Origin of the sequence: Streptomyces viridosporus (assembly GCF_002078235.1) — a bacterium.
GTDB lineage: Bacteria > Actinomycetota > Actinomycetes > Streptomycetales > Streptomycetaceae > Streptomyces > Streptomyces viridosporus.
Genome location: NZ_MSGP01000344.1, coordinates 1 through 11,458 on the forward strand (window position 1 = coordinate 1; position 11,458 = coordinate 11,458).

Annotated in this window: 8 protein-coding genes; all 8 read right to left on the reverse strand. The window is 71.4% G+C overall.

Annotated elements, in window-relative coordinates; translation table 11 throughout:
* On the reverse strand, positions 1-3,392 hold a 3,392-nt coding region (locus B7L92_RS24020), incomplete at its 3' end, for a ThuA domain-containing protein (RefSeq protein ID WP_081239512.1).
* A 268-nt stretch (positions 3,393-3,660) separates the two neighbouring features.
* Positions 3,661-4,659 carry a sugar phosphate isomerase/epimerase family protein gene (locus B7L92_RS24025; RefSeq protein WP_004980921.1) on the reverse strand — a complete coding sequence of 333 codons (999 nt, stop codon included), beginning with the start codon at positions 4,657-4,659 and terminating at the stop codon, positions 3,661-3,663.
* 15 nt (positions 4,660-4,674) lie between these two features.
* Positions 4,675-5,883 (reverse strand): Gfo/Idh/MocA family protein, encoded by a 1,209-nt coding sequence (locus tag B7L92_RS24030; RefSeq protein WP_081239513.1) that lies wholly within the window; start codon positions 5,881-5,883, stop codon positions 4,675-4,677.
* Positions 5,884-5,962: 79 nt separating this feature from the next.
* A complete protein-coding gene (locus B7L92_RS24035; RefSeq protein WP_081239514.1) occupies positions 5,963-7,012 on the reverse strand; it encodes a substrate-binding domain-containing protein in 1,050 nt (349 codons plus the stop codon).
* A 17-nt stretch (positions 7,013-7,029) separates the two neighbouring features.
* Positions 7,030-8,049, reverse strand: coding sequence for an ABC transporter permease (locus B7L92_RS24040; protein WP_016823819.1), 1,020 nt, complete (start codon positions 8,047-8,049; stop codon positions 7,030-7,032).
* Positions 8,046-9,563 carry a sugar ABC transporter ATP-binding protein gene (locus B7L92_RS24045; protein WP_081239515.1) on the reverse strand — a complete coding sequence of 506 codons (1,518 nt, stop codon included), beginning with the start codon at positions 9,561-9,563 and terminating at the stop codon, positions 8,046-8,048. Before B7L92_RS24045 ends, B7L92_RS24040 begins: the two co-directional genes overlap by 4 nt.
* 182 nt (positions 9,564-9,745) lie before the next feature.
* On the reverse strand, positions 9,746-10,927 hold the full coding sequence (locus B7L92_RS24050) for an ROK family protein (protein ID WP_081239516.1): 1,182 nt from the start codon (positions 10,925-10,927) through the stop codon (positions 9,746-9,748).
* Positions 10,928-11,125: 198 nt separating this feature from the next.
* Positions 11,126-11,458, reverse strand: a 333-nt coding sequence (locus B7L92_RS24055; protein WP_143626370.1) for an FCD domain-containing protein, incomplete at its 5' end; no start/stop codon positions are given.

Here is an 11,458-nt window from a genome sequence, read left to right on the forward strand (position 1 = left end):
GGGTCGTCGGAGGCCGGGAAGCCCACGAAGACACCGGAGTTGTCGTCGCCCCGCATCTTCCAGTCGAGCTTGAGGGAGTACGACTTCAGCTCCTTGGCCTGGTACCAGAGCAGGCCCATGCCGCCCTCGGTCTCCAGGGTGCCGTCCTTGACGTTGAACCTGCCGGGGCCGGCCTGCTTCCAGCCGTCCAGGGTCTGGCCGTTGAAGATCTTCCGGTAGTCCTTGCTCGGCTTGCAGTCCGCCTTGACCTGGCCGGTGGCGTACTGCAGACCGCCGAGCAGGTGGGCGCGGAAGGCCTCCTCGGCGTAGGACTCCTTGGTGTGGCCGCCGCCGGTGTAGAAGGAGCGGCCGCCGCCGTAGCTCTGGCACCAGGCGATCGGGTGGTCGCCCTTCATGGTGCCGCCCTGGTACGTCGTCTCGTCGAGGGTGGCGAGGACCTTGGCCTGCTCGCGCGGGTTGGTGCGGTAGTTGTACCACTCGTCGGTGCGCTCCCACGCGTCGTCCAGGTGCGCGGTGGCCGGGTGGTCGTGGTCCTCGACGCGCACGGTGGCCTTCTGGATGGCCGGGTGCGAGTCGAAGTGGGCGCCCACGAGGCCGCCGTAGAACTCCCAGTCGTACTCGGTGTCGGCGGCGGCGTGGATGCCCAGGTAGCCGCCGCCGTTCTTGACGTAGTTCTCGAACGCCTTCTGCTGATCGGCGTTGAGGACGTCACCGGTGGTGGAGAGGAAGGCCACGGCGTCGTACTTGGCGAGGTTGGCCGTGGTGAACTGCCCGGCCTCCTCGGTCGAGGTGACCGAGATGCCGGCCGGTCCGCCGAGCTCCTTCAGCGCGGCGACGCCCGCGGGGATGGAGTCGTGCCGGAAGCCCGCCGTCTTGGAGAAGACCAGGACCTTCTTGCCGGCCTTGAACGGCTCCTTGGAGAACTCGAAGTCGTCCACGTCGTACAGCGCGCCCTCGCCGCCCTTGAAGACCAGGTAGATCTCCGTGGTGCGCTTCGGCAGCGACCGCAGCGGCACGTCGACGTTCTGGAACGTCTCCCAGCCGCCGGTCGGCGGGATGTACGCCGAGCCGTGCAGCGGACCGTCGGGCGAGCCGGTGCGCAGCTCGATGAAGCCGCCCGCGCCGCCGGAGGAGGCCCGTACGGTCATCTTCTTCTGCCCGTCGAACCGGTAGGGGCCGAAGGAGATCCAGTCGCCGTCGTCGATGTCGCCGACGGTCTTGCCGCCGTTGGCGCCGGTCTTGTCGTACGTCCTCACGCCCGACTGGGTGGTGAAGTGCTCGGCCTGGCGGTGCAGCGGCTGGAGCACGGTGCGGGCGGTGCCGGTCAGGGCCTCCTGGCCGTTCGCCCCGCCGTCGGTGTAGCTGGCGCCGACGACGCCGTAGATGTTGGCGTTGGGGTCGTGACCGCCGTCACCGGCGGGCGGCTTCAGGGTGCCCTCACAGCCCGTCTCGCTGGTCAGCTCGTGGGCGTGGGAGTCGTGGCCGAGGCTGTAGACGACCTTGACCCTGGAGCAGTCGACCTTCTCCTCGGGGTCGGTGACGGTCACCTTGAACGGGACGGGCTCGCCGAAGGCGGCCAGGCTGCCGTTGCCCGGGGTCTCGATCTTCACCGTGGGCTCGGTGTTGCCGACCACGATGCGGACGCTGGCGTTGCCGGTGTTGCCCTCGGGGTCCTTCGCGGTGAAGGTCGCGGTGTAGGTGCCGACCTTCTTGTACTTGTGGGTGGGGGTGAGCCCCTCGCCCTTGGTGCCGTCGCCGAAGTCCCAGGCGTAGGTGAGGTCCGGGGAGTCGGCGTCCTTGGCGGAGGCGGTGAACCTGACCTTCAGGCCGGCCGCGCCGGACGTCCTGTCGGCGCTCACCTCGGCGATCGGGGAGAAGCCGTCCTCGGCGTTCTCGATGCGGTACAGCGCGGAGTTCTCGTCGCCCTGGAACCAGGAGACGCCGTAGTCCAGGACGTAGAGCGCGCCGTCGGGCCCGAACTCCATGTCCATGATCTGGGTGCCGGTCCACGGGAAGTCGTTGATCTTCGCGACGGAGCCATCCTCGTTCTGCTCGATCCGCTTGATCCAGCGGCGGCCGAACTCGCCCGCGAAGAAGTCGCCGTCGAACTCCTCGGGGAACTTCACCTTGGAATCGAGCCCGGCGTCGTAGCGGTAGACCGGGCCGGCCATCGGGGACTCCGAGCCGCTGCCGAACTCGGGCACGCTGCCGCCGTCGTACGGGATCCAGGCGGGCTGGGCGGGCGGCAGGTCGGTGAGACCGGTGTTGTGCGGCGAGGTGTTCTTCGGGGCGTCGCAGTCGAACTTCTCGCCGGAGACCTTGGTGGCGAAGTCGTAGTCGACGTAGGCCTCGTTGTCGCCGGTGCAGAACGGCCAGCCGAAGTTGGCGGCCTCGGTGACCTTGGCGAACTCGACCTGGCCCGCCGGGCCCCGCTTCGGGTCGGCTGCGCCGGCGTCGGGGCCGTAGTCACCGACGTAGACGGTGCCGGTCTTGTCGTCGACGCTCATGCGGAACGGGTTGCGGAAGCCCATCGCGTAGATCTCGGGGCGGGTCTTCTCGGTGCCCGGGGGGAAGAGGTTGCCCTCCGGGACGGTGTACGAGCCGTCCTCGGCGACCTTGATGCGGAGGATCTTGCCGCGCAGGTCGTTGGTGTTGCCGGAGCTGCGGCGGGCGTCGAAGGCCGGATTGCGGCCGGGCCGCTCGTCGATCGGCGTGAAGCCGTCGGAGGCGAAGGGGTTGGTGTCGTCGCCGGTGGACAGGTAGAGGTTGCCCTCGGCGTCGAAGTCGATGTCGCCGCCGACGTGGCAGCAGGTGCCGCGGGAGGCCGCGACGTCCAGGACCTTCTTCTCGCTGGTCATGTCCAGCGTGCCGTTGGGGTTGAGGACGAACCGGGAGAGGCGGTTGACGCCGTCGAACTTCTTGAAGTCCTCGGCGGTGCCGGTCTCCGGGGCGTCGCCCGCGGGGGTGTCGAGCGGCGGGGCGTAGTAGAGGTAGATCGCCCGGTTGTTCTCGAAGTCCGGGTCGATGCCGACGCCCTGCAGGCCCTCCTCGTCATGGCTGTAGACGGGGATCCTGCCGGCGACCTTGGTGACGCCGCCCTGGTCGGTGAGGCGCAGCGTGCCGTCGCGCGAGGTGTGCAGGACGCTGCGGTCCGGGAGCACGGCGAGCGACATCGGCTCGCCCGTCTCGGGCTCGCCCTTGGCGAGCGGTACCTGCTGGAACTGCCCCTCGGCGGCTGCCGGTTCGTCGTGCTCCGGGTGGCCGGGGTGGGCGCCGGCGACGGTCGCCGGGGTGCCCACGGCCAGGAGCAGGCCGGTGAACAGGGCGAGGGTGGTGCGAAGCCTGGGACGTCTCGTGGTGGGGGTGGTGCTTCCGAGTCTGCTTCTGTGCACGAAGTCCCTCCGGGAACGGGGTGGGCCGTACGGAACGGGTGCGAAGACGTGCGGTGCGTGCGGGCTCCGGGGTGCGCCGTCACCCCGGAGGTGTGGGTGTCCTGAACACTTCAGGGACGGTAACCGCGTTCTTCCGGGGCGAACAGCCCTTGGACCGGGACCGGTTGAACTTTTTCCCAACTCAGGACAAAGCGGGATCCGGGCAGGCCGGACCGGGGACCGGCGGACGTTCCGGCCCCCGTCCCCGACCTGCCGTCGGGCGGGCGGTTCAGCTGTTGAACGCGGCGTCGAAGGACGCGCTGGGCGGCTCGAAGTCGAACGCCTTGAGGCGGGTCAGCGCCTCGGGGGCGCCCTGGAGGCGGTCCATGCCGGCGTCCTCCCACTCCACCGAGACGGGGCCCGTGTACCCGATCGAGCGGAGCATGCGGAAGACGTCCTCCCAGGGGACGTCGCCGTGGCCGGCGGAGACGAAGTCCCAGCCGCGCCGCGGGTCGCCCCAGGGCAGGTGGGAGCCGAGGCGGCCGTTGCGTCCGTCGAGGCGCTTGCGGGCCTCCTTGCAGTCGACGTGGTAGATCCGGTCGCGGAAGTCCCACAGGAAGCCGACCGGGTCGAGGTCCTGCCACACGAAGTGGGAGGGGTCGAAGTTGAGGCCGAAGGCCGGCCGGCGGTCGACCGCCTCCAGGGCGCGGACGGTGGTCCAGTAGTCGTAGGCGATCTCGCTGGGGTGCACCTCGTGCGCGAACCGCACGCCCTCCGCGTCGAAGACGTCCAGGATGGGGTTCCACCGCTCGGCGAAGTCCTCGTAGCCGCGCTCGATCATCGACTCGGGCGCGGGCGGGAACATGGCGACCAGGTGCCAGATGGCGGAGCCGGTGAAGCCGATGACGGTGTCGACGCCGAGACGGGCCGCGGCGCGCGCGGTGTCCTTGATCTCGGCGGCGGCGCGTCGGCGCACGCCCTCGGGCTCGCCGTCGCCCCAGATGCGGTCGGGCAGGATCGCCCGGTGGCGTTCGTCGATGATGGCGTCGCAGACGGCCTGGCCGACCAGGTGGTTGGAGATCGCCCAGCACTTCAGGCCGTACTTCTCCAGGAGCTGGTGGCGGGAGGCGACGTAGGACGGGTCGGCGAGGGCCTTGTCGACCTCGAAGTGGTCGCCCCAGCAGGCGAGTTCGAGGCCGTCGTAACCGAAGTCGCGGGCCAGTCGGCAGACCTCCTCCAGGGGCAGGTCCGCCCACTGGCCGGTGAACAGCGTGAAGGTGCGCGGCATCCGTATCCGTCCTCCTCAGGCGGCGATCGGCGTGTAGACGGAGTTCTTCTCGGCGCTCTCCTCCACGGCGGCCAGCACGCGCTGCACCTGCAGTCCGTCGGCGAAGGAGGGTTCGGGCGTACGGCCCTCGGCGACGGCGTGGACGAGGTCGCGGGCCTGGTGCACGAAGGTGTGCTCGTAGCCGAGGCCGTGGCCCGGCGGCCACCAGGCGTCCAGGTAGGGGTGCTCGGGCTCGGTGACGAGGATGCGGCGGAAACCGGCGTGCGCCCCGGGCTCCGTGCCGTCGTGGTACGACAGCTCGTTGAGCCGCTCCAGGTCGAAGGCGAGCGAGCCGCGCTCGCCGTTGAGCTCGATGCGCAGGGCGTTCTTGCGTCCGGTGGCGTAGCGGGTGGCCTCGAAGGAGGCGAGGGCACCGGAGGCGAAGCGGCCGGTGAACAGGGCGGCGTCGTCCACGGTGACCTGTCCGGTGCCGGCGGCGGAGACGGCGGCCAGGCCGCTGCTGGGCGCGGTGGGCAGGGGGCGCTCCCGCACGAAGGTCTCGGTGAGCGCGGAGACGCCCGCCAGCCGCTCGCCGGCCAGGTACTGCGCCAGGTCGACGATGTGCGCGCCGAGGTCGCCGAGCGAACCGGAGCCGGCCTGCTCGCGGCGCAGCCGCCAGGTGAGCGGGAAGGCGGGGTCCACCAGCCAGTCCTGGAGGTACGTCACCCGTACGTGCCGCAGGGCGCCGAGGCGGCCCTCGGCCACCATCCGCCGGGCCAGCGCGGTCGCGGGGACCCGGCGGTAGTTGAAGCCGACCATCGCCACCTTGCCCCGTTCCCGCGCCTCGTCGGCGGCGCGGACCATCGCCTCGGCCTCGGCGACGGTGTTGGCCAGCGGCTTCTCGCACAGCACGTGCTTGCCGGCGGCGAGCGCGGCGAGGGCGATCTCGGCGTGGCTGTCGCCGGGGGTGCAGATGTCGACGAGGTCGACGTCCTCCCGTTCGACCAGGGCCCGCCAGTCGGTCTCGGCGTCCGCCCAGCCGTGCCGGTCGGCCGCCGCGCGCACGGCGTCGGCGTCCCGGCCGCAGACCACGGTCAGTTCGGGGCTCAGCGGCAGGTCGAAGACGCGGCCCGCGGTGCGCCATCCCTGGGAGTGGGCGGCGCCCATGAAGGCGTAGCCGACCATGCCGACGCGCAGCGGTGGCTTCCCCGTGCCTGCCCCTTCTGACGCTTGCGGCTGTGCCATACGGATGTCCTCCTCGTCGTCGTGGCGGGCGGGGGTGGCCCCGCCCGGTGGGCTGGTCAGGCCCGTGGGGCGGGGCTCCTCACTTGAAGCCGGTGGACATGTACTGGTCCACGTTCTCCTTGTCGACGACGGCCGAGTACAGCGTGAGCGACGCCGGGATCTCGTACTCGGCGAGGCCGCCGACGCCCTTGCCCTGGCCGAGGGCACGGGCGAGGTCGATCGCGGAGGCGGCCATCGTCGGCGGGTACAGGACGGTCGCCTTCAGGACGCCGTTGTCGGCCTTGATGGCCTCGAAGGCGGAGAGCGCGCCCGCCCCGCCGACCATCAGGAAGTCGTCGCGCCCGGCCTGCTCGATGGCGCGCAGCGCGCCCACGCCCTGGTCGTCGTCGTGGTTCCACAGCGCGTCGAACTTCGACTGCGCCTGGAGGAGCTGGGCCATCTTGGCCTGGCCGGACTCGACCGTGAACTCGGCGGCCTGGCGGGCCACCTTCTTGATGTTGGGGTAGTTCTTCAGGGCGTCGTCGAAGCCCTGGGTGCGCTGCTTGGTCAGCTCCAGGTTGTCGAGCCCGGCGAGTTCGATGACCCGGGCGCCGGGCTTGTCCTTGAGCTTCTCGCCGATGTAGTGGCCGGCGTTCAGGCCCATGCCGTAGTTGTCGCCGCCGATCCAGCAGCGGTACGCCTGCGGGCTGTTGAAGATCCGGTCGAGGTTGACCACGGGGATGCCGGCGCGCATCGCCTTCAGCCCGACCTGGGTGAGCGCCTTGCCGTCGGCGGGCAGGATCACCAGGACGTCGACCTTCTTGTTGATGAGGGTCTCGATCTGGCCGATCTGCTGGGCGGTGTCGTTGGACCCCTCGGTGGTCTCGAGGGTGACGTCGGAGTACTTCTCCGCCCGCTTCTTGGCGTTGTCGTTGATGGCCGCGAGCCAGCCGTGGTCGGCCTGCGGTCCGGCGAAGCCGATGGTGACCGGCTTGCCGGGCTTGTCGTCGGCGGCGGGCTGGTCGTTCGCGGCCGGCTTGTCGTCGTCGGACTCGTTGCTCGTGCAGCCGGTGAGGAAGGCACCGGCGGACACGGCGGCGGCTCCGAAGAGGAGCCCTCTGCGGCTCGCGAAAGGCGTGGGCTGTGGCATGGCGGTGAACCCTTTCCTCAGGTCGTGCTCGCGGTACGGCGCTGGACCAGCACGGCGGCGACGATGATCGCGCCCTTGGCGATCTGCTGGACGTCGCTCTGCAGGTTGTTCAGGGCGAAGATGTTGGTGATGGTGGTGAAGATCAGGACACCGAGCACGGAGCCGACGATGGTGCCGCGGCCCCCGGTGAGCAGGGTGCCGCCGATGATCGCGGCGGCGATGGCGTCGAGTTCGTAGAGGTTGCCGTTGGTGTTCTGGCCGGAGCCGGACAGGACGATCAGCAGGAAGGCCGCGATGCCGCAGCACAGCCCGGACAGCAGGTAGAGGTACAGCCGCTGGCGTCGCACGTCGATGCCGGCCAGCCGGGCGGCCTCCGCGTTGCCGCCGACGGCGACGGTGCGGCGTCCGAAGGTGGTCCGGTTGAGCACCAGCCAGCCGATGACGGTGACCGCGGCGAACACCAGGACCAGGGGCGGGATCCCGAGTACGTAGGCGTCGCGCTCGCCGAGGTCGAGGACGCCGTCGACGGTGACGATCTGCGTCCGCCCGTCGGTGATCTGCAGGGCCAGGCCGCGGGCCGAGGCGAGCATGGCGAGGGTGGCGATGAAGGGGACCATCCCGCCGTACGCGATGAGCACCCCGTTGACCAGTCCGCAGCCGAGGCCCACGAGGACGGCGGTGAACAGGATGCCGCCGAAGCCGTACTCCTGCGTGGCGACCGTGGTCGCCCACACCGAGGCGAGGGCGACGATCGCGCCGACCGACAGGTCGATGCCGCCGGAGATGATGACGAAGGTCATGCCGACGGTGACGACGCCGATGACGGAGGCCTGGGTGAGGACCAGTTGCAGGTTGCGGGTGTCGAGGAACTCGTCCGGTTTGGTGATGCCGCCGATGAGGACCAGCGCGGCGAGCACGCCGAGCAGTGACCACGTGCGGACGTCGGCGCGGAACAGCACGGCGCGCCAGGCGGGTGGGTCGCCTGCCTGCGGCACCTTGCCGGTGCTGTCCCGCGGCGGGGAGACGGGCTGCGTCATGACGCCGGACTTCCTTCCATGACCAGGTCGAGTACACGGTGTTCGTCGAGTTCGCGGGCGGGTGCCGTGTGGACGACCCGGCCCTCGCGCAGGACCAGGACGCGGTCGGCGAGGCCGAGCACCTCGGGCACCTCGCTGGAGACCAGCAGCACGGCGAGGCCCTCGTCCGCCAGCCGGCGGACGACCGCGTACAGTTCGGCGCGGGCGCCCACGTCGACGCCGCGCGTGGGTTCGTCGAGGAGCAGGACCCGGCAGCCGCGCAGCAGCCAGCGCGCGAGCACGGCCTTCTGCTGGTTGCCGCCGGACAGGGTGCGCACGGGCACGTCCGGGTTGTCGGGCCGCAGCGACAGCTCGCGGGTCGCCGCGCGTGCCGCCCCCAGTTCGGCACCGCGGTCGATCCAGCCGCCCCGCGAGAAGCGGGACAGGGTGGAGACCGACACGTTGCGGGTGACGGACTCCAGCATGAGCAGCGCCTGCGCCTTGCGTTCCTCGGGGGCGAGCCCGATCCCGGCCCGTACGGCCGCCCGCACGCTGCCCGGCTTCAGGGGGCGCCCGTCGACGAGGACCCGTCCGGTGTCCGGCCTGCGGGCGCCGTAGACCGTCTCGAGGATCTCCGAGCGCCCGGAGCCGACGAGCCCCGCGAGCCCGACGATCTCACCGGGCCGCACCTGGAGGTCGAGCGGGTCGAACTCGCCCCGGCGGGACAGCCCTTCGACGGTGAGCACCGGTTCGGCCCTCGGTGCGGAGGCGGGCCGCTCCGGGAAGACGTACTCGACGTTGCGTCCGGTCATCAGCGCGACCACCTCGCGGGTGGGCGTCGACTTCGCGGGCAGCCCGCCGGCGACGGCCCGGCCGTCCTTCAGCACGGTCACCCGGTCGCCGATGCGCCGGATCTCCTCCAGGCGGTGCGAGATGTAGACGACGGCCACTCCGTCGGCGGTGAGGTCGGCGACGATGCGGAAGAGGTTGTCGACCTCGTCCGGGTCGAGGGCGGCGGACGGCTCGTCCATCACGATGAGCCGTACGTCGTGGGAGAGCGCCCGGGCCATCGACACGATCTGCTGCTGCGCCGCCGACAACTCCCCGACCAGGCGGGCCGAGTCGATCTCCGGGTGCCCGAGCCGTCCGAGCAGCCGGGCCGTCGAGGTCCGCGCGGCCTTCCCCCGGACGACGAAACCGGCGGCCGTGGGTTCGTGGCCGAGGTGGACGTTCTCGGCGACCGACAGGTGTTCCACCAGGTCGAGTTCCTGGTAGATGGTGGCGATGCCGAGGCGCATGGCGGCGATCGGTGAGCGCAGGGTGACCGCTTCTCCGCGCCAGTGGATGGTGCCCGTGTCGGGCTGGTGGGCGCCGGCCAGCACCTTGATCAGGGTGGACTTCCCGGCGCCGTTCTGGCCGAGCAGGCAGTGCACCTCACCGGCCTGGACGTCGAGGTCGACGCCGTCCAGGGCCCGGACTCCGGGGAACGACTTGGTGATGCCGGACATGCTGAGCAGCGGTGGTTCTGGTGCCATGCGGATTCCCCTCGGCGGGCGTGCGGCCGGTTCAGGGCGCGGTCGGGCCAACGTTGTCAGGGCAGGGCGGAACAGCGGGGTGGTGCCGGTGGGACGTGCGGTGCGGCGGTGCGGTGCGGCGGTGCGGTGCGGCGCGTGCGGTGCGATGGGTGCGGTGCGGTGGTGCGACCGCGCGATGGGTCCTACGCGGGTGAGAACAGGTGGTCGCTGATGAGCCGGGCCGCGCCGATGACGCCGGCGGTGGGGCCCAGTTCGCCCAGGACGATGGGCAGGTTGCCGGTAGCCAGCGGCAGCGACTGGCGGTAGACCTGGGTGCGGATCGCGGCGAGCAGGGTGTGGCCGAGGCCGGTCACCCCGCCGCCGATCACCACCAGGCCGGGGTTGAAGAAGCTGACCAGGCCGGCGATGACCTGGCCGGTGCGGTTGCCGCCCTCACGGATCAGGTCGAGGGCGGTCGCGTCCCCCGCGGCGGCCGCGGCGGCGACGTCGACGGCGCTGAGCGTGCCGTTCGCCTCCAGGCGGCTCGCGAGTTCGGCGGAGAGCCGCTGCTGGGCGGCCTCCGTGGCGTCCCGGGCGAGGGCCGCGCCGGAGAAGTGCGCCTCCAGGCAGCCCCGGTTGCCGCAGGCGCATGGGCGGCCGTCGGGCACGGCCTGGATGTGCCCGATGTCGCCCGCGCTGCCCGTCGTACCGCGGTAGACCTCACCGCCGACGACGATGCCGCAGCCGATGCCGGTACCGATCTTGACGCAGAGGAAGTCGGCGACGGTGCGGGCGACGCCCGCGTGCTGCTCCCCCATCGCCATCAGGTTCACGTCGTTGTCGACCATGACCGGGCAGCCGAGCTCCTGGCTGAGCGCCTCCCGCACGGGGAAGCCGTCCCAGCCCGGCATGATCGGCGGAGCCACCGGGACGCCCTCGGGGAAGCGGACCGGGCCGGGGACGCCGATACCGGCGCCGTCGAACCCCTCCGCGAGCCCCGAGGCCTTCAACTTGGCGGCCATGGCCAGTACTTGCTCGAAGACCGCGACCGGTCCCTCGCGGACGTCCATGGGCTGGTTGATGTGCCCGAGGATCTCCAGCTCGGCGTTGGTGACGGCGACGTCGACCGAGGTCGCGCCGATGTCGACGCCGAGGAAGCGCAGGTGCGGGTTGAGCCGGACGTTGTGGGAGCGCCGGCCGCCGCGCGAGGCGGCGAGTCCGTCGGCCACCACCAGCCGGGTCTCCAGCAGCCGGTCCACCTCCACGGCCAGCTTCGACCGCGAGAGGTCGACCTGGTCTCCCAGCTGGGCGCGGGAGTTGGGACCGCCGTCGCGCAACAGCCTGAGGAGCCGGGCCTGATGGGCGTTCGCGGGTCGCGCCGTCATACGTCTCACGAGCCCCTCCCCGCCTCGACCGGCCTGCGCGTGCCGGATCCCGGCCACGTCCGTGCGTGCTTTCGGAGGGAACGTAGCAGCGACCGCCCGGGGTGGGAAGAAGTCGCGCAGGAATTGCCCCCTACTTTTTCCACTCACAGGACAAAGGTGTGCGGGGGGCGCCCGGGGCCGACGGAGGGAGCGAGGAGGCTAGGACTCGGCCCGGGCGTGGTACGAACGCCGGGTGTGCTCGGTGTGCTCGCGCATGAGCCGGGTGGCCAGCTGCTCGTCGCGGTCCGCGATGGCGGCGATCAGGTCGCGGTGCTCGACCCAGGACTGTCCGCCGCGCTGCCGGGCGACCGGTGTGTAGTACCAGCGCACGCGCCGGTCGACCTGGGCGGCGAGCCCGGCGAGCACGGTGTTGCCGGCCAGCTCCATGATCGTGGCGTGGAAGCGGGCGTTGAGGGCGACGGCGGCGTCCACGTCGTCGGAGGCGACGGCCTCGAGGCCCTGGAGGAGATCCTGGCGCAGGGCCTCGATGCC

Excerpts from the sequence above, each read along its gene's own strand:
- B7L92_RS24025 (WP_004980921.1), bottom strand. The coding sequence starts at position 4,659 with ATGCCGCGCACCTTCACGCTGTTCACCGGCCAGTGGGCGGACCTGCCC.
- B7L92_RS24030 (WP_081239513.1), bottom strand. The coding sequence starts at position 5,883 with ATGGCACAGCCGCAAGCGTCAGAAGGGGCAGGCACGGGGAAGCCACCG.
- B7L92_RS24035 (WP_081239514.1), bottom strand. The coding sequence starts at position 7,012 with ATGCCACAGCCCACGCCTTTCGCGAGCCGCAGAGGGCTCCTCTTCGGA.
- B7L92_RS24040 (WP_016823819.1), bottom strand. The coding sequence starts at position 8,049 with ATGACGCAGCCCGTCTCCCCGCCGCGGGACAGCACCGGCAAGGTGCCG.
- B7L92_RS24045 (WP_081239515.1), bottom strand. The coding sequence starts at position 9,563 with ATGGCACCAGAACCACCGCTGCTCAGCATGTCCGGCATCACCAAGTCG.
- B7L92_RS24050 (WP_081239516.1), bottom strand. The coding sequence starts at position 10,927 with ATGACGGCGCGACCCGCGAACGCCCATCAGGCCCGGCTCCTCAGGCTG.